Source organism: Sinorhizobium fredii USDA 257 (genome assembly GCF_000265205.3).
GTDB classification, from domain to species: domain Bacteria; phylum Pseudomonadota; class Alphaproteobacteria; order Rhizobiales; family Rhizobiaceae; genus Sinorhizobium; species Sinorhizobium fredii_B.
On the sequence record NC_018000.1, the window covers coordinates 2,779,054 to 2,804,268 of the forward strand.

The window sequence follows — 25,215 nt, forward strand, 5'->3', positions numbered from 1 at the left end:
GACTACCGATGAGGATTTCATGACCGAGAGTAGCTTGAAGCAGGCAAACCGCCCGGCCGTGGTCGTTGCCATCGTGCTGTTCGCCGTGGCGGCGGTGACCTACTGGGATGCGAGCCAGATGACCGCCCGCGCCACCTATGGCATGGGCGCCAATGCCGCCTCCTATTTCATCTGTCTCTTCCTGGCTGTGCTGGGTGTCGGGCATTTGCTCACCGCTTTCCAGACGTCGGCCGTTGAAGCTGACGACGCCGACTGGAAAGCCATCGGCTGGATCGCGGTCGCCTTGTCGGGACTGATCGGCTCGATCTTTCTGGGCGCCGGTTTCGTCCTCGGATCGACCCTGCTGTTCGCCTTCACTGCACGGGCATTTGGCCGCAAGGCGCTGCTCGTCGATCTCGCAATCGGGGCGGTCATGGGCCTCATCATATTTCTTCTGTTCAACAAGCTTCTGAGCCTCGCCTTGCCGAAAGGTCCGTTCGAGCGGCTGTTCTAGGATCGGGGCAATGGACGCAATCAACCTGCTCATCGATGGTTTCTCGCTGGCGATCCAGCCGGCCAACCTCATTTTCGCGGCCATCGGCGTGTTCATAGGCACGGCCGTCGGCGTGCTGCCGGGCATCGGCCCGGCGCTCACCGTCGCACTTCTGCTGCCGGTGACGTTCAAGCTCGATCCGGGCGGCTCGATCATCATGTTCGCCGGCATCTATTACGGCGGCATGTATGGCGGCTCCACCACCGCCATCCTGTTGAACACGCCAGGCGAAAGCGCCGCCGTCGTCACCGCGCTCGAAGGCAACAAGATGGCTCGCTCCGGGCGTGGCGGCCCGGCGTTGGCGACCGCCGCGATCGGATCCTTCGTGGCCGCTTTGGTCGCCACCGTCGCTTTGGCTTTCCTGGCGCCGCCGCTCGTGAAGGTCGCGGTCAAGTTCGCTCCTTGGGACTATTTCCGCCTGATGCTAATTGCCTTCGTCACCGTCTCGGCGACGTTCGGCTCCTCGCCGCTGCGCGGCCTGACGAGCCTCGCCTTCGGCCTCTGGCTCGGCCTCATGGGGCTCGACCAGCTGACCGGGCAGGCGCGCCTCACCTTCGGCGTGCCGCAATTGCTCGACGGGGTGGAGGTGACGACGCTTGCGGTCGGGCTGTTCGCAATCGGCGAAGCGCTCCATGTCGCTTCGCGCCACCTCTACAAGCCGGAAAAGCCTATTCCCGTCAAAGGCTCGATCTGGATGACCAAGGAAGACTGGTCGCGTTCCTGGAAAGCCTGGCTGCGCGGGACGGTGGTCGGCTTTCCAATCGGCGCACTGCCGGCCGGCGGCGCGGAAATCCCCACCTTCCTGAGCTATACGATGGAGAAAAGGCTGAGCCGCAAGCCTCAGGAATTCGGCTCGGGCGCGATCGAGGGCGTCGCCGGCCCGGAGGCGGCAAACAACGCCTCGGCCGCCGGAACGCTGGTTCCGCTTCTGACCCTCGGCCTGCCGACCTCGGCAACGGCCGCCGTCATGCTGGCCGGCTTTCAGCAGTACAATATCCAGCCGGGTCCGCTCCTCTTCACCCAGCACGCCGATCTCGTCTGGGGGCTTGTCGCCAGCCTCTTCATCGCCAATGTGATGCTGCTGATCCTCAACCTGCCGCTTGTCAGTCTGTGGGTGAAGCTGCTGCGCATTCCGCTGCCCTGGCTCTATGGCGGCATCCTGATCTTCGCCTCCATGGGCACGATCGCCGCCAATCCTTCGGTCGTCGAACTGCTGTTGCTCAGCGCATTCGGCTTCCTGATGCGGCGGTACGATTATCCCGTCGCTCCGGCGGTGGTCGGACTGATCCTCGGTCCTTTGGCCGACAACGCCCTCAGGCGCTCGCTGCAGATGAGCCTCGGCGATCCGATGATCTTCCTGCAGCATCCGAGCTCGGCCATCATGATCGGGATCGCCACCATCGCCCTTATCGCACCTTTCGTGTTCAGCGGATTGTCGCGCTTCAAGCATGACGAGGATTGACGTCGTTAGCGGGCTTTGCAATCGCGCTGCTGAATGCATAAATCGACGTTGAGCTCGTTCGTTACCGAGCCGAAACCAAACGGCGAACCATGGCAAGACAAAGTGTGTCCCCGCAGATCACCGCGAACATCCTCGAATTCGTGAAAACGAACCAGATGCGCGCCGGCGAGCATCTGCCATGTCAAATGCTCGCCGATGCGTTTCGCGTTTCCCGCGCCCCGGTCAATGCCGCATTGAAGAAGCTCGAGACGATGGGAATCGTGCGCGCCGAGCCCAATCGCGGCTACTTTCTGACGATGGACGCGGCAAAGGTCGAGACGGCGAAACCCGACGGTCAGCCTCGGCGCGAGGAGGAGGACCCGCTCTACTTCCGCATCGCCGAGGACCGTCTCGCCGGCAAGCTCGAGGAGCGCGTCAGCGAAAACGAGCTGATGCGGCTTTATGACGTCGCCCGCAGCCGGCTCTTGAAAACCCTGCATCGGATTGCCGAAGAGGGCTGGATGGAGCGCCTGCCGGGCAACGGATGGGCCTTTCGCGAAACGCTGACCTCGCGCCAGAGCTATGAGGAGGGCTACGTCTTCCGCGCGGTCATCGAGCAGCAGGCGATGCTGTTGCCGACGTTCGAACCGAACCCGGAGGAGTTCAGGAAGGCCCGCGCCGTGCAGACGGCTTTGGGGCAGGGCGGTTACGAGACCTGGTCGCGCGCCGAGATATTCAAGGCGAACAACGACTTTCACGAAATGCTCGTGGCCTGTTCGCAGAACGACTTCTTCCTCGATGCGATCAAGCGCATCAATCGGCTGCGCCGGCTGATCGAGTATCAGATCACGATCGACCGCAGCTGCCTGCCTCGGCAGACGAGCGAGCACCTGCACATCCTCGACCTCGTCGAGGCGGGACGCAGAACCGAAGCGGCGGCATTTCTCTACACGCACATCATGGGGGCAAGCCGGATCAAGACGCCGCAGGTCTGAGAGCGCGAGGATACGGCGCTGTCCTAGGGGCTTTGTTTTTCCTCGAAGGCTTCTCTGTCCGGAGACCCTGATCTGCCTCTACTTGCCGATATTTAGTGACGCCCGTTGGCGCTCGGCGCCCGGCGTCGGCCAATTCATAGCATGTCGCCTTGCTGACTACCCCAACCCAAAGAACGCCAAGACAGCGAGCACGACCACAACGAGTCCAACCAGGTAAATTATCTGATTCATTGTTCACTCCTTTCATGGGCAATGAACGGAGTTCTTCGCGGGTATGTTCCAAACCAACATGTCGGTGTGCCGTGAGAGGAGGGTGTTGCGCAGCTTTCGCCGCACGATCTAGATTGCATTTTATGATTATAATATGTAATTTGCCTCCCGAAGGCTCAGGAAGCCGCTCATTCTCGAGACGGAGGAATCAATGCCCGAGACTAAGCTGGCACATCTCGGCGTCAACGGCGTGGATTATACGATTGTGGATCTTCCCGCTGAGGCAGGCGAGGCGTTGACGCGTCTTCCCTATATCCATCGCATCCTGCTGGAGAACGTGCTGCGCACCGCCGGGAACGATGCGGCGAGGTCGAAGGACGCAATCCTGGCGTGGCTTGGGACCGGAACGAGCGAGCATGAGATCCCGTTTCTGCCCAACCGCGTCCTCATGCACGATACCACCTGCGGTCCGGCGCTCGTCGATATCGCCGGCATGCGCTCGGCGCTCGCGGAGGCCGGCGGCGATCCCGCCTTGCTCAATCCGGTCGTGCCGGTAGACGTCTCGACGGATCATTCGGTGGGCGTCGATTTCTTCGGACAGGCGGGCTCGCTCCAAAAGAACATGGCGCGCGAGTTCGAGCGCAATGCAGAGCGCTATCGCTTCATGAAATGGGCCACCAATACGCTGAGTGGTTTCACGGTGCATCCGCCCGGTACCGGGATCATGCATAATCTCGAAAGGCTTGCCACCGTCGCGACAAGCAAGCTCGTCGATGGCGTGCTCTGGGCGATGCCGGACACGCTGATCGGCACCGACAGCCACACGCCGATGATCAACGGCATCGGCGTGCTTGCCTGGGGCGTCGGCGGGCTCGAGGCGGAGAGCGTCTTCTTCGGGATGCCGGTGACGCTCCGGGTTCCCGACGTCGTCGGAGTGAAGTTCACCGGAGCCCTGAAAAGCGGCGTGCTCGCAACCGATCTGGCGCTCACCGTCACCGAACAGCTTCGCAGGATCGATCTGCAGGACCGCTATGTCGAATTCTTCGGCCCCGGCGTTTCGACGCTGACCGCCGGCGACCGCGCAGTGGTCGCCAACATGACGCCGGAGTTCGGCGGAAACAGCGGCTTTTTTCCGATCGACGAGCAGACAATCAAATATCTCGAGATGACGGGGCGCTCGCGCGATCAGGTCACGTTCGTCAAGGCCTATGCCAGGCGCGCCGGCCTATGGTTCGATCCGCACAAGGAGCCGCGCTACACAGCCGTCGTAGAGGTCGATCTTTCGACCGTGGAAGTCAGTCTTGCCGGACCGACGCGCCCGCAGGACCGGATCTCGGCCGGGGCTACCCTCCAATCGATCCGACCCATGCTCCCGGAGCGCGGCGAAGACGAGCAGCCGGGCCGCCCGGAGGACGGCGCGGTCGCGATTGCCGCGATCACCAGCTGTACCAACACGTCCGATCCGCGGCTCGTGGTCGCGGCGGGGCTCCTGGCGCGCAAGGCACGGGCCCTCGGACTGAAGCCACCCGATTGGGTGAAGACGTCGCTCGCACCCGGCTCGCCCACGGCGGAGCGATACCTCAGGCGCGCCGGGCTCCTCGAAGACCTCGAAGCGGTCGGCTTCGGCATCGTCGGCTATGGCTGCACCACCTGCATCCGAAATTCCGGGCCGCTGACGGCGCCGATTGCCGCCGCCATGGAAGAGCGCGGCATCGTACCGGTTGCGGTGCTATCTGGTAACCGGAATTTTCCGGGCCGTGTCCACCCGCAGCTCGAAGCCGGCTTTCTCGCCTCGCCGCCGCTGGTCGTCGCCTTTGCGCTGGCCGGGACCGTCAAGCTCGATATTCTGACCGATCCGATCGGAACAGCCGCCGACGGCAGCAACATCACCCTTTCGATGCTGTGGCCGACGAGCGCCGAGATCGACGAGGCGCTCGCGCTGGCATTGAGCGCGCGCGATTTCAAGCCGGCCTATGATGCGGCGGAAGCCAGTCGCGTCTGGGGCGAACTCGACGCGCCGACCACGACGCTCTTTCCATGGGACGAGCGTTCCACCTATATCCGTAGGGCCCCCTTTGCCGCCTTTGGCAACGGTACCCTGCTCGGCAGCTACGAGGCGCATCCGCTTCTTGTTGTTGGGGACGACATCACCACCGACCACATCTCTCCGGCCGGCGCCATTCCGGCGAGCGGCACGGCCGGCAGATACCTTATAGAACGCGGCGACAGCCCGGTGGACCTCAACGTCTTCGCGTCCCGGCGCGGCAATTGGGAAGTGATGGTGCGCGGGCTGTTCACCAACAAGACGGTGCGCAACAAGCTCGGCGACGTTCCGGCGGGCTCCACCATTCACGCGCCCTCCGGCGAGGTCCTGCCGCTCTGGGACGCAGCTCGTCGTTATCGCGCAAACGGCCAGTCCGTCGTCGTATTCGCCGGTGAGCGCTACGGCATGGGCTCGTCGCGCGACTGGGCGGCGAAAGGGGTGTCGCTGCTTGGCGCCCGCGCCGTGCTGGCCTTGAGCTTCGAGCGCATTCACCGCTCCAACCTGATCGGCATGGGGATCTTGCCGTTGCGGCTGCCGGCCGAGTTCGGTCCCGACCGGTTGAACCTGGAACCGGGAGATGTCGTCGTTATCTCGGCCGATCCGAAAACGATTGCCCCTCGATGCGCAATTCCGGTGACGATCCGCAGGAAGGACGGCAGCAGCGTTTCCTTCGAGGCAAGCGCGGCCATGGAAACCAATGTCGAAATCCGCACCCTGAAGGCCGGCGGCATTCTGCCCTTCATCCTCGATAAGGTGCTGAATTCATCCCGCAAGGCAGAACCGGGGGGCGCCGGTTGCGCGTAAAAAGAGGGGATTGGGAACACCGGGGATACGGGCGCTCTCGCGGCCTTATGCCCTAACCTTTTCGATCAGGCTCCACAGCATTTCCTTTTCCTTCGGCTTCAGGTCCGTCAACGGCGGCCGCACCGGCCCCGGGGTTCGTCCGATGAGTTCGACGCCGGCTTTGATGATCGAGACCGGATAGCCCTGCTCGCGGTCGCGCAATGCCGCGAAGGGGAAGAAAAAGCCGTGCAGGATCTCCTCCATCGTCGCGCGGTCGCCCGCCCGCATGGCCTTGTAGAAGCGCTGCGCCAGCTCGGGCACGAAGTTGAAGACGGCCGAGGAGTAGGTCGTCACCCCGACGCCGTTGAAGCCTTCGGCAAAGAGCTCATGAGTGGGCATCCCGCCGATATAGCAGAGCCGATTACCGAGTTTTGCCGTCACATGCCGGACGAGATCGACCTTGCCGGTACCGTCCTTGAAACCGACGAGATTGGGGCATGCCTCGGCGAGGCGAGCGACCGTGTCGGCATTGGCGACTGAGTTCGCCCGGTTGTAGATGATGACCCCGAGGCCGGTGGATTCGCATACGGCCTTCACATGCCGGTAGATGCCCTCCTGGGGCGCTTCCATGAGATAGTGGGGCAGGAGCAGAAGACCGTCGGCACCCGCCGCTTCGGCGCGGCGGGCCGTCTCTCTGGCAAGTGCGGTGCCGTAGCCGCAGCCTGCAATGATCGGCACGTTCCCGGAGGCTTCCTTCGCCGCGCGTGTCACCTCGCCAACCTCTTCCGGTGAGAGGGAAAAGAATTCGCCAGTGCCGCCGGCGACGAACAGTGCTGCCGCGCCGAAGCCGGAAAGCCACTCCACGTGACTGCGATAGCTCTCGAGATTGAGGCTGTAGTCTTCGTGGAAGTGAGTAACCGGAAACGACAATAGTCCCGAAGCGATGCGAGACTTGATCTCATCTGGCGACAAAGGATCCCTCCCATGAATTGGTATTATGTGTTGCGAAGTCATATGATGACATCGGCTGGAAGTCAACCACCGTGCGGCGCGCCCCGATGACCTGGCAGACTGTTTGGCGTGGAAGTCATAATATGTATTTGTTGGATCTATCGAGATCAAGCTGCAGCCAATACAAGAAACCGGTGAATAGCACTACCGCCAAACTTGCGAAGAAACCTCCGCATGTCTAGTCAACGCGCAGCAGTCTCAATCATTCGCGTCGTGAAAGGACGAACATCGTGGAGCTAGCAGGGAAGGAAACCGGCAAGGGCCGGCGCAGGGCGCTTTGGGCGGCGGTCGCGGTGATTGCGATCGCTGCCGCGGGCGTCACCGGCGGCAAGATCGTCCTCGAAAGGAAAGCCACCGATTTGCTCGCAGAGCGCGGCGGCAAGGCGGGCTCCGTCGAGGTGGATTTTCTCGGACGCGTTCATCTGCGCGACGTGGCGCTGCCGCTCGCCGATGGCTCCAATGTTCATATCGCGGCGGTCGACGGACGACCCAAGATCCTCTTCCTGAACGGGGTGCTCGAGGTGAACGGCCTCGACATCGAAATGGCGATCGGCAAGATCTCCATACCGCATGCGAGCGTCGAAGGCGCCAATCTCGATCCTGGTAGGCTCACCGAAATACTCAGCAACAAAAGCGCTGCCTCGCTGTCGCAACGCATCGAACGCTTTGCGGCAAGGAAGATATCCGCGCCCGAGATTGCCCTGACCCAGGCGATTGCCGGCAGCGAGCAGAAGACGATCTACAAGAACGTGGCCCTGGAGGATATCGCCAATGGCCGTGTCGCGCGCTATTCCGCCGACGGCGCCAGTTTCGAATTCGCCATGAATATCCCTGATGGAGACGGTGCAACGAAGAAAGAACGCCTGACCGGTTCGATCGGCGCAGTAACGGGTCGGGACTTCGACGCGGCCTCTATGGCCCGACTTTACACGGAAAAGTCGGGTCCGGAAGACATGGAGGCAAAGCCGCTCTACGGTCCTCTTTCGGTCAAGGCAATCACCTTCTCGGACGGCCAGGCGCATTTCGCCTATGACGAAATGCGCAGCAACGGGTTCAGCATGCGCATGCCGACCGAGCCGCTTCTCGAAACGCTGGAGAAGTTGACGTCCGTCACAAATCCCGAAGAGCTCGCTCCGGAGGAACGCCGGGCGTTTTTTGCCCGAATCCTGTCGGTTGCCGACATGATCGGCAAGGGCGATATGGAGATGCTTGGCCTCAGGATCGAGGCGCCAGCAAAGGACGGCGAAGACGAGAGCAAGAAGGTCGGCCTCACCGTCGATCGTTTGGCGCTTCAACTGGACGGTCGGAAGCTCGACGCGGCCTTGCACGGCCTGTCGATGGGCGAGGGCGGCGACTACGTCAAGCTCTCCGAAGCGAGCATGACCGGCTTTTCGTGGGATAGCACCCTGGAAGCGCTGAAGAAGATGGCCGGGCTCGACGAGCAACAGCTTGGAGCGTTCCCGTTCACCACGCTGTTGCCTGAGTTCGGCACGTTCCGGGTTGCGGGAATCGATGTCGATATGCCTAATCCCGAGACAGGCGCAGGCAACGCCAATGCAGAAGACTACGCCGACGAAACCGACGAGGCGGATGCGCTGGCCGGCGAGGGGCCTATGCCCGATGCCGAGCGGGCGGATGAGGCGGATCAGCAGACGAGCCAGGCTGCCAATCCCGCGCAGCAGCCTGCTACCACAGCCGTTCCTGACCGCATCCGCTTCACGCTCAAAAACTATGAGCTGGCGCTCACCAGTCCTTATAACGGTATCCCGACGGATATCCGCGTCCGCTATGAGGATCTGAGCGTGCCGGTGCCGGCGGACGCGCAGGATGAGACCTTCGCAGAGCTCCGCAAACTGGGCTTCGAAGAGCTGGTCCTCTCCTCGAACATTCAAGCGGCCTGGGATGAGCCCAAGCAGGCCCTGGTGATCAAGGACATTTCGCTCAGCGGCAAGGACGTGGGCAGCCTCTCCCTCTCCGGCCTGATGGGTGGGGTAACCAAGGACTTTTTCTCCGGCGACGCGGCCTTGACCCAGGTGGCGCTTTTCGGCCTCACCGCGCGGGAAGTGAAGCTCAAGATCGAGGACACAGGCGGCATGGCCAAGGGGATCAAGCTCTATGCCGGGCAAAACGGCGTGACCGAGGACCAGGCGCGCGGCATGTTTACGATGATGGCCGCGGCGGTGTTGCAGCAGTTTGCGGCCGACCAGCCGAAACTGCGGGGCGCGGTCGACGCGCTTTCGCGCTTCATTGCCAAGCCTGGGACTTTCAACCTGACGATCAGATCCAAGGCCGAAAACGGCATCGGCGCCTTTGATTTTGTTGCGGCTTCTGAGAACCCCATCCTCCTTCTCGACAAGGTCGACCTCGAGGCAACCGCGCAATAAGCCGCACTGTTCCGGGGGCTGGGCCCTACAGGGCCCGGAAGCGACGGCGTCAACCGGCAACTGGTATGGCGATCTCAAACCGGGCGCCTCGATCGCGAGCGTCCATGAGCCTTATCGTGCCGCCATGAGAGGCGAGCATCGCCTGGGCGATCGCCAGACCCATGCCGGTACCGCCGCTTTCGCGGCGGGTCGAGAAGAACGGCTGAAATATGAGAGCGCGTTTACCGACCGGGATCCCCGAACCATTGTCCGAGACGACGACGATTAGCGTGCGCTCCCTGGTAGAAGCATCGAGCTCTAGCCGCGACGCCCCATGCTGGAGAGCATTTTCGGCGATGTTCCCGATTGCAATCGCCAAGGCTTCGCGCGTCAGAGCAATGCCGGTCTCGGTGTCGCCGGAACTCGAAATTTCGAGCGCCGGGAATCGCCGGACCAATGCGGCAGCGACCTCTGCGAGCGTCGTCCTTCCCTTCGTCACCGGCAGTTCAGCGTGCGCAAGCTCTCTCAGCCGCACGAGCAACCGGTCGAGTCTCTCAGCATCGGCGAGGATATTCTCAAGGAAACGTCGCCTGTCCGCTTCAGGCATGGGCGCCTCTGCGTCGTCCTCCAGCAGAAGCTCGGCAGCACCCCTGATCGCGGTCAGCGGTGACTTCAGTTCATGGCAAACATGGGCAGCAAAGGAACGCACATAGTCCGTGCGCTCGACCAACTCACCGGCAAGATCGAGAAAACTTTGTGACAGCGTCGCGATTTCACGCGTGCCGTAACGCTCCAGCGGTTTTAGGGCTGCTTTTCCGCCCTGTGCAATTTCCTGCGTTCGGCCGATCAGCGCTTCGATCGGTCCGGTAATGCTGCGCGTCAATACGTAGCCAACACCCAGAGTGAAGGCGAGCGCGATGACCAGCGCGCCGATCTCCGCGGCTGTGAGGGAGCCGGTTCCTTGTTCAATGGTACGAAGCCAGATGAGAATGCTGATCGGCAGGGCGAGCACTGCGAGCAGGACCGCGTAGACGATCAGTGCCAATGTCGGCCGCCATTTCCGCCTGACCCTCGGTGCCTGCGTCATGCTCATGTTCCAAGCGCCGGGGCAAGCTTGAAGCCCACGCCATGCACCGTCGCAATGACGCTGGTGCATCCGGCATCTGCGAATTTGGCCCGGATATTGCGGACATGGCTGTCAATGGTCCGATCGGCCACGTGGATGCCGGCGCCATAGGCGGCTCCCATCAGCTGTTCCCTGGTGAACACTGTATTCGGACGAGCGAGGATGGTTGCGAGGATGGCGAACTCGACTGCAGTCAGACCAACTTCCATGCCGTCGCTGGTCACCGAACGGCTATCTCGATCGAGCCGGATTGGCCCTTGCGTTAGACACGGTTGCTGCCCAATCGCGATGCCGCTCGCTCTCTTCAGGATGGCTTTGACGCGGGCCACCAGCTCGCGCGGACTGAAGGGCTTGGTAACGTAGTCGTCGCCGCCGATCTCGAATCCAACGACCCTGTCGATCTCGTCGTCGCGGGCGGAGAGAAACAGGATAGGCAGTGCCGATTCCGCGCGGATGCGGCGGCAGACTTCTAGGCCGTCTATTTCCGGCATTCCGATGTCGAGTATGGCAAGATCTATGTTGCCGCGCCGGAATGCCATCATTGCTTCCGCCCCGTTTCTTGCGACCACCGTGGTCATGCCGGCTCGTTCGATGGCGAAGCAAATCACATCGCGAATGTGCGGTTCGTCGTCGACGACCAGGATGCGTGACACCGTGTATGTCCTGTCAGAACTGTTCCCGATAGTTCTTATCGGCCTCCCCAGGCGTTGCAACGTTTATGTGCCCGGTGAGGTAGTCGTGAAGGCGTTGGGTGCGATAATTCCAGCCCCGCCAACCCGAAGCAGATTCAAGAAAGTCGGCGGCGAGGCCTGCCCGGGTGTAACGTGCGCGATAGTCGCTTTTGGCGGCGCCTGAGGGCAGCGCAGCAATAAAAGTGTCCAGGGCCGGAATGGCGGATGGCCCAAGGGTTAACAAGTAGTCGATGTCGAGCGGTATGCCGGTCCCGGTGAGTTCGCGGCTGTGGACCACGTTGAATCGCGCCACCAACGCCGGAATGTCGACCAAGGCGCAAACATAGAGCGTTGCCGCCAATGCCGTCAGATTCGTCGCGATCAGCCACTCGTTGGTCCGGCGCAACAAGATGCGCAAGAGGATCAGGGCTAGGCCGACGGCGACGAGAGCCATCCAGATGCCAGCGGCGACGCGCAATTCGGTCAGCGAATAGACTTCGACATAAAGGTCGAGTCGAAGGATGGAAGAAATGCAAAGCAGGATATTCTGGGAAATCCATGCGTGAACGAGACCACGGAGGGCGGCGTTGCTTTCTCCCGGGCCACCGCTGCGCATGACCACGAGGACGAAGCCGGCGGCCAGGAGAGCGGTGATGATCAGCGGGTAAGCGCCGCGATGGGCGTATTGCGCATGGGTCATGCCGGCCGGCAGCTCCGCTCCGCCCCAAAGATAGAGGAGGTCAAGCAATGTCTGGACGGCGAACAGGGCGTTGAAGACAAGCAGGGATCGAAGAACGGTGGCTTCGCCGAGGAGCATGCCCTCGATAGCCTTGCCGGCCGCCTCTGCACGGGGGGACGGTTTGCTGCGCCGCTTGAGCCGGGGCCGCAGCAGCGGCCAGACTGCCGCTACCGCCAGAAGCCAGAAGGCAATGCGCCATGGGTTGCAGAAGCGAAGAACTGCAGCGAGATCGATCGCCGAGAGCGCCCGCTCGATAACGGGATTGGCAAGCGCAAAGAGGGCCACGAAAATCAGGGCGAAGAGCCCCGGAACGAGCCAGATGACCAGGCCGGGAATGATCTTGGCAGTCGTGTGCCGGGATGCACCCTTGGCGAAGTGCCTATGGCAGTCGCGGACGAGCCGCATCGGAGCTGCAAGCGCAAAGCGGTACAGGACAGGGGGCAATCCAGCGAGCCGCTGCGGGACAAGCTTCGATCGGGCCAAAGCCACTAGCGCGAGGCCGCACGCCGAACTCAAGCACCCCAGGAAGGATGGCGCCTCCAGCAACGGCGCGGATGCGATGAGCGACACCGCGCAAAGGACAAGAATTTTTGCCGTCGCCGGCCTTGGAACGGAAAACAGGGTGCCGGCGGTGACAGCCATCGCATAGATGAATGCGTTCACGCCGAGCGGCTGTTGGTAGAAAAGCGCATCGGCCAGCGCCACGAGGGCAAGTCCGACGGCTGCGCTGGCGCTCCTGCGGTCGATCCGATTCGGAACGACTGCGTTATCGGAAAATGTCATCAGCTATTTTCTCCTTGGGGCCGCCGCCGGCCCTGACAAGCATTTGCGCGCCGTCGCGGCCGGATAGGGCGCGCTGGCAGACGCCTTCGGAACTCAACCACCAGCCGTCGACGCGGAGGTGATCTGGAATGGGGAGGGAGGAAGGAATTTCGGTGCGGGTCATGACATTAGCATGTCGCGTGCAATTGCAGATTCCGTGCAGGCCCTTGGGAAAAACTTAGGAGCATGCGCCCGCCGAGGCGGCTGCCCCAGCCAACCGGCGCTTCTCAACGCTTTCGTCCGGAAAACTTGTTCAAGTCGCGGAGCTTGTCGAAAAGCGGCGAATTCGAGCGACCAGGGTTTTATGTCAGAAGCCCCCGGTCGGAGCCGGCGCGCTCCTCCGGGAGCCGCCCTGGCGGCGCGTGGGCCATGAACCCATAAACTGGACGACTGAGATAGGGTAGATTCCGGCCCGTCCGCTTTTGGTCAAAGGCGGAACGCGACATGACCACGAGCACACGTATAAAAACCAACAGTCCGCCGCCATCGGCTTTACGTCAGGCTCAATCCTTCTTGAACTCGAATAGCTCGATGACGTTGCCCGATGGATCTTCAAGCAAGATGGCGCGGCCGGCACCGCCGTCGCTGATTTGGCCGCGGAATCTTGCATCAGCCCGGCGCAACCGCTCAATAAGGACGTCGACCTCGTTTGTAACAATCATAAATCGGTTCCATCCGCCCGGCTTCGGATCGCCGCCCGCTTGACCACCGCTCCCCGCACCTGGGGCGCTGAGATACAGCGTCAAGTCGTCGCGTAGCAGCGCGGCGAACTTGCCCGGATTGTGCTTGTCGATCTTGAAATCGAGATTGTCTCGATAGAACGCGACCGCCTCGTTGACGTCTGCAACGATGTATCGGACGGATGCCATTCAACCTTCTCCTCTGTCTTGTAGCTAGAACGGTCCACTCGCGCAAAGGTTTCCTGTCGATGGAGCTGAGTGCAGAAGCTGGCTGTCTGTATGCCAGCCGCAGAAGTTGGATTTAAGGGATTGGACGTAGTCGTATTTCGGCGGTGTTTATGACACCCTATACGACCGACATTGGGTCAGCATACCAAATGGCGGCTTTCATATCGCGCCAGCTTCTGACTCAGGCTCAACATGAGCCGATATGACCTGACCGACTTCGAATGGCGCGTGATCGAGCCGCTGCTACCCAACAAGACGAGAGGCGTGCCGCGCGTCTATGATCGACGCGTGCTGAACGGCATCTTCTGGGTGCTGCGATCCGGTGCGCCGTGGCGAGACCTACCCGGGCCCTATGGCACTCGCACTACCTGCTATAATCGCTTCGTCCAATGGCGGAAGGCGGGCATGTGGGATCGGCGGCTGGAGCGACGGGAGGCGAGACCACGAGTAATTCTCAGATGAAGTTGGCGCGGAACAGCACTTGACCGGGGGCGATGTCGTTGGTGACAGCGGCGCGCAGCGCTGCGTCAAGCCGCGGATCGTCCGGCTCGTAAAGGCCGCACATAGATAGCGCCTGACGCGGATTCACTGCAAAGCCGAGATAATCATATACCACCCGCGCGCAACAGGGCATGCGCTCGCCGCTGCCGGAGACGCCGAGCTTGAGGCCGGTCAGGCGGGTGATGCGGTTTTTGAAAGAAGGGAACAGGATAGTCTGGCTGATTTCCAGTCCAGTCAGCGTCTCATAATCGACAAGGAAAATCCGGTCCCTTAGAAAGTGCGCCACGCCGCGATAGACGCCGCGATATGCTTTCTCACCGGGACGCTCGACGAGCCGCTCGCTGCGCCGGTAAAAGATACCCCCTTCGCTTTGTTCGAAGCGGACGAGAGTACGCAAAATCCGTCCTGGATAGGCCATCGAGTAATAGTTTTCAAAGTAATAGCCGAGATATCTATCTAAGCCCGCGCTCCCCATCGCCTTCAGGCGGCTCAGGTGGGCGGCCTCGCGAGTTGCAGCCGGCACTTCGACGCGCGCGCGAGGACGTAGCTGCACAAGCTCCGCGAAGCGCACGGCCGGGAGCAGTATCTCGTGCTCCTCTACACCAAAGAAATCGCATAGGCGGCGCAGAATATGGGCGGAAGGCAAGTGGCGGCCGCCGAGATAGCGATTGAATTGCGGTCGATTGATCTTCACTTGCCGGCAGACCTCAGCGATCGAACCGCGATAGCTGCACAAAAGCCGTAGGTTGGCGGCGAAATTCTCGTGCATAGGTCTCTCTCAGCGTCAAAAAGCGAAAGCGCGTTTTGGCGCGAACCGTGCACCAGAATGCGCCAATTAGCAATAATCCGGCAAGTTGTCACAGCGAGTGGCAACGGGCATAGCCCGTATCAGGGAGATTTCAGGCTTTCCGGCGGCGGCCGGTCGGCCATCACCGCGCCGACGATTGCGGCGCGCGCCAACGGGAGGATGTTATGCTCGATTTTCTCAATGACCTTTTGTGGAGCAAGGTGCTGATCGTCGTGCTGATCGGCATTGGTCTGTGGTTTACGCTTGCCTCGCGTTTCGTCCAGCTTCGCTATTTCGGGCGCATGTTTCGCATTCTTGGTTCCGGACAGGCCTTTGCCAGGGGGTCGGATGGCCATCTCTCCTCCTTTCAGGCGCTGATGCTCTCGGTTGCCGGCCGTGTCGGCGGCGGCAATATTGCCGGCGTTGCGGTAGCGATCACGCTTGGCGGGCCGGGCGCTATCTTCTGGATGTGGCTCGTCGGCCTCATCGGCATGGCGACGAGCTTCTTCGAATGCACCCTGGCGCAGGCCTACAAGCGGGCTGAGCCGGATGGTACCTATCGCGGCGGCCCGGCCTATTACATCGCCCGTGGCCTCGGCGAGCGATGGAAATGGCTGGCGGGCGTCTATTCGGTGCTCTTGCTGGTCACGTTCGGTTTCGGTTTCAACGGAGTGCAGTCCTATTCCGTGGCCACGTCGCTCAACGATGCCTTCGGCCTGCCGGTGATCGCCACTGGCGCCGGCATCGCCGTCCTCGTCGGCATCATCATCGCCGGCGGTGTCCGGCGCATCGCCCGCATTGCCGACGTGCTGGTGCCAGTCATGGCGCTGAGCTACATCGCCATTGCGCTGGTCGTGCTTGCGTTCAACATCGATGCTTTGCCCGCCACGCTCATGCTGATCGTCAAGAGCGCCTTCGGCCTGGAGCCGGCGATCGGCGGTGGCATCGGCGCTGCCATCGTTATGGGCGTGCGGCGCGGGCTCTTCTCCAATGAAGCCGGTCTCGGCAGCGCGCCCAATGTCGCGGCCGTGGCGCAAGTGCCGCATCCGGCATCGCAAGGTGTCGTGCAGGCGTTCTCGGTGTTTATCGACACGCTGATCGTATGCTCCTGCACAGCCTTCATCATTCTGCTCGGCGATGTCTACCGCCCGGGCGCAGACGAAATGGTCGGCGTGGCCCTCGCCCAAGCTTCGCTCGCGAGTCATATCGGCGAGTGGGGGCGCGTCTTCGTCAGCATTGCGATGATGCTCTTCGGCTTCACCACGATGATCTATAATTACTATCTCGGCGAGAACAGCCTGGTCTGGTTCGGCGGGCGCAACAAGCCGCTCATCATTCTTTACCGGATGGCGGTGGTTGGCCTGTGCGGCTGGGGCGCCACCTCCGACCTCGGCACGATCTTCGCCTTTGCCGACGTCACCATGGGCCTGCTCGCGCTCGTTAACCTGCTGGCGCTCGTCATGCTCTTCAAGCCTGCGCTGAAGCTGATGCGGGATTACGACAGGCAACTGGTGCAGGGCGCTTCCGAACCGGTCTTCAATCCGGAAAAATTCGGCTATCCTGGGATAGATCGCGACGCCTGGAAAGGCGAGGCCTGGGGCTACGAGCCCGAAGGCGCGGTGGCAGCGAGCGGGAGCGCGCGCGTCTAGATCATCCCGCTCTCAGCACGAACCCCGGGCCGCGACAACCCGGCCCGTCGTTTTCAACTTTCGCGAGCCAACGACATGAACATGCGTATCGAACACGACCTGCTTGGGGATAGGGAGGTGCCGACCGATGCCTGGTTCGGCATTCAGACCCTGCGGGCGGTCGAGAATTTTCCGATCACCGGCGTGCCGATCAGCCATTTTCCGCATTTTGTAGCGGCACTCGCAATGGTGAAGGCAGCTGCCGCCCGCGCCAATTGCGATCTTGGCCTGCTCGCCCCGCACAAGGCCGAGGCGATCTTCGCCGCCTGCGAGGAGATCGCTGCCGGTCGGCTGCATGACCAGTTCGTCGTAGACCTCATCCAGGGCGGAGCCGGCACCTCGACCAATATGAATGCCAACGAGGTCATCTCCAATCTCGCGCTCGAAAAGCTCGGTCATGCCAAAGGTGCTTACCTGCACCTGCATCCCAACGACGATGTGAACAAGTCGCAATCGACCAATGACGCCTATCCGACTGCGGTGTGCCTCGGCCTGCAATTCGCCGCCGAGCCGCTCGTCGCAGCGATCGGCTCGCTCAAGGAAGCGCTTGCGGATAAGGGTAAGGAATTTGCCGACGTCTTGAAAATGGGTCGCACCCAGCTTCAGGACGCGGTGCCGATGACGCTTGGTCAGGAATTCGACGCTTTCGCCGTCAACCTCGGCGAAGACATCGAGCGAACCGGCGAGATCCTGCGTCTCCTCTCAGAGGTCAACCTGGGCGGCACGGCCATCGGCACCGGCCTCAACACCCATCCCGATTATGCGCCTCTCGTGGTCCGCCATCTTGCCGAGATATCCGGCAAGCCGATGCTGCCGGCCGCCAACCTCATCGAGGCGACCTCCGACATGGGCGCCTTTGTGCTCTTCTCCGGCCTGCTCAAGCGGCTGGCGATCAAGCTCTCGAAGCTCGCCAACGATCTGCGCCTGCTTTCGAGCGGACCGCGCGCCGGCCTCGGCGAGATCGAGCTTCCGGCCATGCAGCCCGGCTCTTCAATCATGCCGGGCAAGGTCAATCCCGTCATTCCCGAAGCGGTCAATCAGGTTGCCTATCAGGTGATCGGCAACGACCTTGCCGTCACGCTCGCGGCCGAGGCCGGCCAGCTCCAGCTCAACGCCATGGAGCCGCTGATCGTCTACAATCTGTTCTCTTCAATCAAGATGCTGGCGACCGCCTGCCAAATCCTCGAAGAACGGTGCATCCGCGGCATTCGCGCCAATCGCGAGCAGTGCCGGCGCCATGTCGAACGCAGCATCGGCATCGTCACCGCCCTGGTGCCGCGCATCGGCTACCAGAACGCCACGCGCATCGCCGCCGAGGCATTGGCGACCGGCGCCACCGTGGGCGAACTGGTCGCCGCCGAGGGGCTGCTGACGCCGCAGGAGCTCGAAAGGTTGCTCAGCCCCGAGGCGATGCTCGGGCCCGGAGCCGAGGTCGGATGAAGCGCCGCATCCTCATCCTCCACACGGGCGGCACCATCGGTATGGAGGCCACTCCCAGTGGCCTTAAGCCGATGGCGGGGTTTGGCGCGCTGCTCAAGCGCCGGCTCGGCGAAACGGCCTCCGCTGCGCCGCTGCCCGATTGCGATGTCGTCGAACTCGAAAGGCTGATCGACAGCGCCAATCTGCAACCGGCGCAATGGCCGGTCATTGCCGGCGAACTCGTCCGCCGCTGGGAGGCCTATGACGGCTTCGTCGTTCTGCATGGCACCGACACCATGGCCTGGACGGCTTCGGCGCTCTCCTTCATGCTGCGCGGTCTCGACAAGCCGGTCATCCTGACCGGCGCGCAGATTCCGCTTGCGGCGCCGCGCAGCGATGCGCTGAAAAATCTGGAGATGGCCCTGATCCTTGCGGCGCAACATCCGATCCGTGAGGTGAGCATCTGTTTTGGACGAAAGCTGCTTAGGGGAAACCGCAGTCGCAAGATCGCCACCGATCGCTTCGACGCCTTCGATTCGCCCAACTATCCGCCGATCGCCGAATCCGGCATCAAAATCGTGCTGCATCGTGAGTTGCTCCTTGCGGCCGAGGCCAAGGCTTTCTTTCTGCCGAAGCATTTCGAGCCAGAGGCGGTGGCGGTGCTCACCATCCATCCGGGGCTTTCGTCGCCCGTCGTCGAGGTGGCACTCTCCTCCCCCCATCTCCGCGGGGTGGTGCTGCGTAGCTACGGCGTTGGCAATGTGCCGGAGGCGGACGCGCGGCTGCTTGCGGCCCTTGGCGGGGCCGTGGCGCGTGGCGTGACCGTGATTAACACCACACAATGCGTCTTTGGCGCCGTCGCGCAGGACACTTATGCCACAGGCACCGCCTTGGCCCGCATCGGCGTCGTCTCGGGCGGTGACATGACGCTGGAGGCCGCCTTTGCAAATTGCATGTCCTGACCGCCGAAAGACTGGGCCCGGAGGAAATCCGTGCTCGCATCGCGCAGCCGCTCTGCGGCGAGATCACGACGACCGCATAGTCGATCTGCGCCTGAGCAGACGATCGGCACCCCCCCCCAGGATACCTATTCATTGACACGGGATTCTCACATTGACGGGAGAGCGACACTTCAGCCGGGGAAGGGGCATCCCCTTCGCGTTGGATGCCGCCGCTCGCACAGTCGCCTTGACGAGCTCGATGTTGTGGAAATCAGCACAAGCCGTTGGTCTCTAGTTCTCGATGCAGACCAAATGGTGGCTTGTATGCGATCTACTCTAACGTGAATGCCTCGTCCCGAGCGCGATGCAGTGCTGGTCGAGTGGCCCGGAATGACTTCGCGTTATCCGGAATACAACGACGAGTCTCTACATCGGCCGGCGGCGGGCCAATGGGTCGAGAATTCGCCTTCACCATCGTCGTGGCAGGGTGGAAGTGCAGCAGCCGCTCGCCCTCTGTGTAGTTCGGCCGGACCTTCCGGGCGTCACGGCGAGGAGGTCGGCCGCCACCGCAAGATAACGGCCGATCTTGGCGATTGAAACCAAAACCAGGAGGCGCGCCAACGGCTCCTTGATGATGCCCGCTGCAAGATTGGAGGGCCTCTCTGGTGAAACTCGGCCTCGTCGTTTACATGAACCTGAGAGGCGCACTGCCTGCGGCGGAGTCTCGCCTTATTGGCAAAGACAACAGAACCCTTGCAACAGAGGACGTGAGCACTTTGTCCAAAGCTTACGAAAACACTTCGCAAAGCGGCCGTATCCGGTCGACGCTCCGTCAATTCCTGGATAATGAGGCTGCGGGCGGCCTCGTGCTGATGGCGACAGCCGTACTTGCCATTGGAGTGGCAAACTCACCTCTTGCACCGGTCTATTTCTCGGCACTGCACGTCCATGTCGGCCCCCTAAGCCTTCAACACTGGATCAACGACGCTTTGATGAGCGTGTTCTTCCTGCTCGTCGGCCTTGAAATAAAGCGCGAGATGCTCGATGGTCATCTATCGAGCTGGAGCCGCCGAATTTTGCCTGGAGCCGCCGCGGCGGGTGGCATGTTGGTGCCAGCCCTGATTTACATCGGTTTCAATCTGGCAAACCCGACAGCATTGCGCGGCTGGGCTATTCCAACGGCCACTGATATTGCCTTCGCCCTCGGCGTCCTTTCGCTGCTTGGACCACGCGTGCCCGCCTCGCTGAAGATATTCCTTGCTGCCCTGGCAATCATCGATGATCTCGGGGCAGTCATTGTTATCGCATTGTTCTACACCGACGCTCTGAACTTCATCGCGATCGCCGCCGCCGGCGGCTTGGTCGCCGTTCTGATCACCTTCAATCGCTTGAAGGTTGCTCGCCTGTGGCCCTATCTGTTGGCCGGCGCAACCCTGTGGTTACTCGTGCTTCTCTCAGGCATTCATGCAACATTGGCCGGCGTGATGCTGGCCATGACAATTCCGCTGAAATTGACTCCTGGCACCCCGGAAGCATCGCACCACGAGTCGCCGCTGCACAAGCTTGAACATGCGCTGCAAAGGCCGGTAGCTTTCTTGGTCGTGCCGATATTCGGCTTTGCCAATGCCGGCGTGTCATTCGCCGGCGTTACGCCTTCGGTGTTGCTCGAACCCCTGACGCTCGGCGTGGCGGCGGGGTTGCTGATTGGCAAGCTCGTTGGTGTCTTCGGGACGGTGGCAATCCTGGTCAGGACCGGTCTTGCTGATCTGCCCGCCACTGCAACCTGGAGCCAGACCTTAGGTGTCGCTCTTTTGTGTGGCATAGGCTTCACCATGAGCCTGTTCATCGGGCTTCTGGCGTTTGATGAACCGGGAATCCAGGACCGGGTAAAGCTCGGGATCCTCGCCGGCTCGGTTTTGGCAGGCATTGCCGGCTACACAGTATTGAGTGTGGTAGGGCGGAAATGTCGCTCCGAGTAGGGAAGATCGTTGGGTGGCGCTTCTTTCCAACATGAACCGATGCAATCCCTGGTTCCTTTTTCATGTCATTGGGACTGAACTCTGTTTTCTTCCGTCGGCAGCAACCGGGATATCAGAGCGCCGGCGCAAGTACCTGCCTAAGAGGGCTTTCGAGGGGCCCACCTCAAAATGCCGTATCCGCAGGCTCCCGCAACAAGGGAACCGGCGAAGATTCCCAGTTTGGCTCTGTCTTTCAGTTCTGGTTCGGTGAACGCCAACTGAGCAATGAACAAACTCATGGTAAAACCAAATCCACAGAGCAGCGCGGTCCCGGCCGCTTGAGTCCAGGTTGCCCCCTCCGGCAAATCAGCAACCTTTGAATTTACCAATAGGACGACGGTGCCGAAGACGCCGACTATTTTGCCTATGGATAGGCCTGCGGCTACGCCCAAGGTGACCGGCTCGAACAGGGTGCTAGGAGAGACACCTGCGAATGAAACGCCCGCATTGGCGAATCCGAACAGCGGCACGATTAAGAAGGCGACGGGTGTACTGAGACAATGTTCGAGCCGGTGGAGCGGCGATGCCGAAAATGTCGCATCCGACGCGTCATGACGGAGATGGCCAGGGATCGCCAGTGCTACGAGCACTCCGGCAAGCGTCGCATGCACACCCGACCGCAGCAAAAACGCCCACAGGACCAAACCCAGCAGCGCGTAGGGAACAAGATGGTTCACCCCTTGGCGGTTCAGAAGAAAGAGGAGCGATAAGAGAACTCCCACAATCGCGAGGTCAGGTACCGAAAGGCCGTGGCCGTAGAAGAGCGCGATGACAAGAATGGCTCCTACATCATCGATAATGGCCAACGCGGTCAGGAAAACCTTCAAGGAAGACGGAACGCGAGGTCCCAGTAGCGAAAGGACGCCGAGAGCAAAGGCTACGTCGGTCGCGGACGGTATGGCCCAGCCCCGCAACGCCGTCGGGCTGCCGAGATTGAGGACGATGTAAATCAGGGCAGGCATTAGCATGCCACCCGCTGCCGCAGCGCCCGGTAGAAGGCAGCGTCGCCAGCTCGAGAGTCCTCCGTAGGCCCACTCTCGCTTGATCTCGAGGCCAATGCGAAGGAAGAACAATGCCATCAGTCCGTCGTTGATCCATTGCTGCACACTGAATGGACCAATATTGCGACCGAGCGCTGCGGAGTAGGATGGGGAAAAGCGCGAGTTCGCCAGCACGATCGCAAGCAGCGCTGCAATCATGAGCAGCAGGGCTGCCGAGAATTTCTTGTCTGAAAGCCGGCGCAGCAGACTCATGGTTACGCTCACCTTGAGGGCGATGCACCCAAACCGAGCGCATCGCAACCGGTTCGCAATAAGGGGCGCTGCGTGGAATTTTCCCTGCGAAGCTAGGGAACATCCGCCGCATGACCGATGTTTCCCTTCCTGTCTCACCCACGGTAGCTTACCGCAGCCATCCGAAATACAGAGCGGCAGATAAACCGACCTGGAGAAAAGCCAGTGTGACTATCAGAATGACAAATCCGCGCTTCAGGAGAGTCATGCGACACCTCTTTCCATCGGGCCGCCCCCTGGGGCAAATCGCGCATTGCTGCGGCCCTGTCTGATCATGAACAGCGCATGCATGTCAAACCGAATGCGGCATTCACTTAAAATATCGCTTCGAGACCACTGCCGAAGGGCACACGGCAGTGCTCCGGTGCTTGGAGAAGCCTCAGCGAAAGAGCTCGTCCGGCATACCGGCCGTTCACATAGACGCCGCGCCTTCGCGCTGCCTGACCGCGAAATCCTCCTCTGGCGAATAGACGAGCGTCTTGCGGCCATAGGCGGCGAAGTAGACGATCGCCAGTGCATACCAGATAGCGACGCCGATGATGCCCCTCTGATAAAGGGGATCGGCGAGCTGGAACGCGATCGTCACCAGCGCTATGACGACGGTAAGCGCCGCACCTGGTATGCCAAACGGGCTGCGGTAGGGCCGCTCGATGTTCGGAAAAGCGCGGCGCAGTTGGATGAAAGTCAGCCCCTGAAGCAGGTAGGAAAACATGGCGCCAAACACCGCCATGTTCAGCAGCACACCGCCTATGAAGGAGCCGGCCTGCTCACCGCCCTGAGTGAACCAGACCACCAGCATGACGAGATAACCGACCAGCGCCCCGGCAACCAGTGCTGTGTTCGGCGTCTTGTGCGCGCCATGGGTGACCGACAAGAAATGCGGGAAATAGCCGGCGCGTGACAGCGAATAGATTTGCCGACCAAAGGCGAAGATGATCGCGTGGAAACTTGCAATCAGTCCAGCCACTGCAAACAACGACAGGATCTTCGCCCAGCCCGTGCCGTAGATCGCACGGAAGCCGTCGAGGATCGGCTCGCCCGAGGAACCGAGCTTGAAAGCGCCGTCAGGAATGGCCGGATTGATGATGAGCACCAGGAAACCGGTCGCAATCAATGTGAACATGCCAAGCATGATGCCCTTGGGCATGTCGCGCCTCGGATCGACCGATTCCTCGGCGGCTAGCGGCAACTGCTCGATGGCAAGGAACAGCCAGACGGCGAAAGGCATCGAGGCCAGCACGCCATAGATGCCGAACGGGAGGAACGGTCCGCCACCCTCCGGAAGCTCGACGGCCGTACCAGTCGCCGGATCAACGCCAACGTTCATCGCATACCTGCTGAAATCGATGAACGGAATGGCGCTCAAGAAGAAGAACACCAGAATGGCCAGCGCAATTAGTGTGACAATCACCGTGACCTTAAACGAGAGTTCCACTCCCCGAACATTAAGACCGACGAAGACGATGTAGCCGATCAACCACCAGACGGGCTGGAAGTACTGCGGCGTCTCGAAAATGCCGGTCAGGTATGCCCCGATGAAGAACACCACGACCGCGGGGGTGAGCACATATTCGATATTTTCCGCCACGCCGGTGATAAACCCACCCCATGGACCAAATGCCGTCCGCGCGAAAGAATAGGCGCCGCCCGTATGCGGCAAGGCCGGGCTCATCTCGGCGATGGAGTAAGTCAGGCCGAGATACATGATTGTGATCAGAATGGTGCCGATGAACATGCCGCCCCATCCGCCGACGGCAAAGCCAAGATTCCAGCCCGAGAAGTCACCGGAAATGACCGCCCCCACACCGAGAGCCCAGAGCGAGAAGACACCCGCATGACGCCTAAGCTCGCGTATGGAGAAATACTCCTGCCCAGGTATGTGATAGATCACCCCACCTTCATGCTGTTTGCTGTCGTCGGCCATGGCAGTTGCCTTTCGCGGATGTTCGCTGCGATTCCGGCCTAGTAGGCAAAGTGAAGCTGGAGCTTCCAAAGCCCCTCGGGTTAATCGGGCGCGTATGGCTTCTGTGGCCCGAGTTTCGAAGAGCACGCTGCCAGCCAACAACCGCTCAGAAGCGAACAACTGAGGCGGGGTAACAAGCCAATGCCTGTGTCGCATGCAAGATTTACCCAGAAACTCTTGCTGATTTCATGCTCAATCGAAGGCTTTGTCAAACGTATTTGAATGTTACCGCGCTCCCAAAACCCACACTTCCGCTGCAAATGTGCAATTGGCGGTAGCTGGGTGCACGTCGCTCATTTTTTTGTATTGATTACCATACTTCTGTCGCATGAACTCAATGTCATCCATTCAGTGGCTGATTGCGTGACAGGATAACTCGGCCAGGCTCTGTCTTATTCTTTACTTGCCGACCTGATCCTAAGGCGCAATACTTCTCTTTAGAAAGATCATCGGAGGTGGAGGAGGCCACCATGAACTATCATACACGCGAAAGACTCCATGCTGTGGCGGCCGTTCATGCCGGAATGGATGCCCCCGCGATGTCGCGGGACGAACGCCTCGCGCGATGGGCGCATCTCTTGGAGCAAGATCCGGACCGGTCCCTCGCAACGCTCACCGAGACTGAGTATGAGCCTGAATTCATACGCGACAGTATGCGAAGCGAAGGTTCTCCTATCACGATAGCATCTGAGGACGCTGCACTTCGCGCCGACGGTCTCACAGGCGACACTTATGGGGACGCGAAGCGCTTCTTCGGATTGGCCGATTGGCAGTTGCACCACGTCGTATGTAGCTGCCATTCCGGCGCAACGGTGCGATCCGGAAAGGCTGCGGAATATGTTCGCGAGGTAGCGAAGCCATATCCCGGCCTTCTTGCCATGCTCTGGGATGCGCTGCGTATTTTCCGTTGACTGTACGCCGCTGACGATCGCGCTGGCCAAAGCTTGAGTCGGGCGGGCAG

General features: G+C 61.2%; 17 protein-coding genes and 1 pseudogene. 10 read left to right on the forward strand and 8 right to left on the reverse strand.

What is annotated here, in order from left to right:
- Positions 1–19: 19 nt before the first annotated feature.
- From USDA257_RS12845 to acnA, 4 genes are all read left to right on the forward strand, one after another.
- The gene (locus USDA257_RS12845) at positions 20–493 is read left to right on the forward strand and encodes a tripartite tricarboxylate transporter TctB family protein (protein ID WP_014763394.1); all 474 of its coding nucleotides are present in this window, start codon (positions 20–22) and stop codon (positions 491–493) included.
- Positions 494–503: 10 nt separating this feature from the next.
- Positions 504–1,994, forward strand: coding sequence for a tripartite tricarboxylate transporter permease (locus tag USDA257_RS12850; RefSeq protein WP_014763395.1), 1,491 nt, complete (start codon positions 504–506; stop codon positions 1,992–1,994).
- An 89-nt stretch (positions 1,995–2,083) separates the two neighbouring features.
- The gene (locus USDA257_RS12855) at positions 2,084–2,968 is read left to right on the forward strand and encodes a GntR family transcriptional regulator (protein WP_041414164.1); all 885 of its coding nucleotides are present in this window, start codon (positions 2,084–2,086) and stop codon (positions 2,966–2,968) included.
- Positions 2,969–3,389: 421 nt separating this feature from the next.
- Positions 3,390–6,026: an aconitate hydratase AcnA gene (gene acnA / locus USDA257_RS12860; protein WP_014763397.1), complete on the forward strand. Its 2,637-nt coding sequence runs from the start codon at positions 3,390–3,392 to the stop codon at positions 6,024–6,026.
- A gap of 45 nt (positions 6,027–6,071) precedes the next feature.
- Here acnA and kdgD read toward each other — a convergent pair whose 3' ends face one another.
- Positions 6,072–6,977 (reverse strand): 5-dehydro-4-deoxyglucarate dehydratase, encoded by a 906-nt coding sequence (gene kdgD, locus USDA257_RS12865; RefSeq protein ID WP_014763398.1) that lies wholly within the window; start codon positions 6,975–6,977, stop codon positions 6,072–6,074.
- A gap of 269 nt (positions 6,978–7,246) precedes the next feature.
- Here kdgD and USDA257_RS12870 point away from each other — a divergent pair, with 269 nt between their 5' ends.
- Entirely contained in the window at positions 7,247–9,400 is a 2,154-nt protein-coding gene (locus USDA257_RS12870) for a hypothetical protein (protein WP_014763399.1), read from the forward strand.
- A gap of 49 nt (positions 9,401–9,449) precedes the next feature.
- On the opposite strand, the gene USDA257_RS12875 is transcribed toward USDA257_RS12870, so the two are convergent.
- The 4 genes from USDA257_RS12875 to USDA257_RS12890 all read right to left on the reverse strand — a co-directional run bounded on the left by USDA257_RS12875 (position 9,450) and on the right by USDA257_RS12890 (position 13,606).
- On the reverse strand, positions 9,450–10,466 hold the full coding sequence (locus USDA257_RS12875) for a sensor histidine kinase (protein ID WP_041414167.1): 1,017 nt from the start codon (positions 10,464–10,466) through the stop codon (positions 9,450–9,452).
- A 2-nt stretch (positions 10,467–10,468) separates the two neighbouring features.
- Complete coding sequence (locus USDA257_RS12880) at positions 10,469–11,158, reverse strand: response regulator (protein WP_014763401.1); 690 nt, start codon at positions 11,156–11,158, stop codon at positions 10,469–10,471.
- Between the two features lie 13 nt (positions 11,159–11,171).
- The gene (locus USDA257_RS12885) at positions 11,172–12,698 is read right to left on the reverse strand and encodes a DUF4153 domain-containing protein (protein ID WP_014763402.1); all 1,527 of its coding nucleotides are present in this window, start codon (positions 12,696–12,698) and stop codon (positions 11,172–11,174) included.
- A gap of 542 nt (positions 12,699–13,240) precedes the next feature.
- Positions 13,241–13,606, reverse strand: a complete 366-nt coding sequence (locus tag USDA257_RS12890; protein ID WP_014763404.1) for a VOC family protein — start codon at positions 13,604–13,606, stop codon at positions 13,241–13,243.
- A gap of 231 nt (positions 13,607–13,837) precedes the next feature.
- Between USDA257_RS12890 and USDA257_RS33950 the strand changes: the two are divergent.
- Positions 13,838–14,071: pseudogene (locus tag USDA257_RS33950) on the forward strand (transposase); the annotation flags it as partial.
- A 28-nt stretch (positions 14,072–14,099) separates the two neighbouring features.
- Here the strand turns inward: USDA257_RS33950 and USDA257_RS12895 are convergent.
- Positions 14,100–14,915: a helix-turn-helix domain-containing protein gene (locus USDA257_RS12895; protein WP_014763406.1), complete on the reverse strand. Its 816-nt coding sequence runs from the start codon at positions 14,913–14,915 to the stop codon at positions 14,100–14,102.
- A gap of 203 nt (positions 14,916–15,118) precedes the next feature.
- Between USDA257_RS12895 and USDA257_RS12900 the strand changes: the two genes are divergently transcribed.
- From USDA257_RS12900 to nhaA (USDA257_RS12915), 4 genes are all read left to right on the forward strand, one after another.
- On the forward strand, positions 15,119–16,582 hold the full coding sequence (locus USDA257_RS12900; protein WP_014763407.1) for an alanine/glycine:cation symporter family protein: 1,464 nt from the start codon (positions 15,119–15,121) through the stop codon (positions 16,580–16,582).
- 75 nt (positions 16,583–16,657) lie between these two features.
- Positions 16,658–18,061 carry an aspartate ammonia-lyase gene (locus USDA257_RS12905; protein ID WP_014763408.1) on the forward strand — a complete coding sequence of 468 codons (1,404 nt, stop codon included), beginning with the start codon at positions 16,658–16,660 and terminating at the stop codon, positions 18,059–18,061.
- Complete coding sequence (locus tag USDA257_RS12910) at positions 18,058–19,002, forward strand: asparaginase (RefSeq protein WP_014763409.1); 945 nt, start codon at positions 18,058–18,060, stop codon at positions 19,000–19,002. Before USDA257_RS12905 ends, USDA257_RS12910 begins: the two co-directional genes overlap by 4 nt.
- A 644-nt stretch (positions 19,003–19,646) precedes the next feature.
- Positions 19,647–20,960: a Na+/H+ antiporter NhaA gene (gene nhaA, locus USDA257_RS12915; RefSeq protein WP_014763410.1), complete on the forward strand. Its 1,314-nt coding sequence runs from the start codon at positions 19,647–19,649 to the stop codon at positions 20,958–20,960.
- A 137-nt stretch (positions 20,961–21,097) separates the two neighbouring features.
- On the opposite strand, the gene nhaA (USDA257_RS12920) is transcribed toward nhaA (USDA257_RS12915), so the two are convergent.
- The gene (nhaA, locus tag USDA257_RS12920) at positions 21,098–22,252 is read right to left on the reverse strand and encodes a Na+/H+ antiporter NhaA (protein WP_014763411.1); all 1,155 of its coding nucleotides are present in this window, start codon (positions 22,250–22,252) and stop codon (positions 21,098–21,100) included.
- Positions 22,253–22,703: 451 nt separating this feature from the next.
- Complete coding sequence (locus USDA257_RS12925; protein ID WP_048657380.1) at positions 22,704–24,215, reverse strand: amino acid permease; 1,512 nt, start codon at positions 24,213–24,215, stop codon at positions 22,704–22,706.
- Positions 24,216–25,215: the final 1,000 nt, after the last annotated feature.

Bases quoted from the DNA above. Each gene is read 5' to 3' on its own strand.
- USDA257_RS12845 (WP_014763394.1), top strand. From the start codon at position 20: ATGACCGAGAGTAGCTTGAAGCAGGCAAACCGCCCGGCCGTGGTCGTT.
- USDA257_RS12850 (WP_014763395.1), top strand. From the start codon at position 504: ATGGACGCAATCAACCTGCTCATCGATGGTTTCTCGCTGGCGATCCAG.
- USDA257_RS12855 (WP_041414164.1), top strand. From the start codon at position 2,084: ATGGCAAGACAAAGTGTGTCCCCGCAGATCACCGCGAACATCCTCGAA.
- acnA (WP_014763397.1), top strand. From the start codon at position 3,390: ATGCCCGAGACTAAGCTGGCACATCTCGGCGTCAACGGCGTGGATTAT.
- USDA257_RS12875 (WP_041414167.1), bottom strand. From the start codon at position 10,466: ATGACGCAGGCACCGAGGGTCAGGCGGAAATGGCGGCCGACATTGGCA.
- USDA257_RS12885 (WP_014763402.1), bottom strand. From the start codon at position 12,698: ATGACATTTTCCGATAACGCAGTCGTTCCGAATCGGATCGACCGCAGG.
- USDA257_RS12890 (WP_014763404.1), bottom strand. From the start codon at position 13,606: ATGGCATCCGTCCGATACATCGTTGCAGACGTCAACGAGGCGGTCGCG.
- USDA257_RS12895 (WP_014763406.1), bottom strand. From the start codon at position 14,915: ATGCACGAGAATTTCGCCGCCAACCTACGGCTTTTGTGCAGCTATCGC.
- USDA257_RS12900 (WP_014763407.1), top strand. From the start codon at position 15,119: ATGCTCGATTTTCTCAATGACCTTTTGTGGAGCAAGGTGCTGATCGTC.
- USDA257_RS12905 (WP_014763408.1), top strand. From the start codon at position 16,658: ATGAACATGCGTATCGAACACGACCTGCTTGGGGATAGGGAGGTGCCG.
- USDA257_RS12910 (WP_014763409.1), top strand. From the start codon at position 18,058: ATGAAGCGCCGCATCCTCATCCTCCACACGGGCGGCACCATCGGTATG.
- nhaA (WP_014763411.1), bottom strand. From the start codon at position 22,252: ATGAGTCTGCTGCGCCGGCTTTCAGACAAGAAATTCTCGGCAGCCCTG.
- USDA257_RS12925 (WP_048657380.1), bottom strand. From the start codon at position 24,215: ATGGCCGACGACAGCAAACAGCATGAAGGTGGGGTGATCTATCACATA.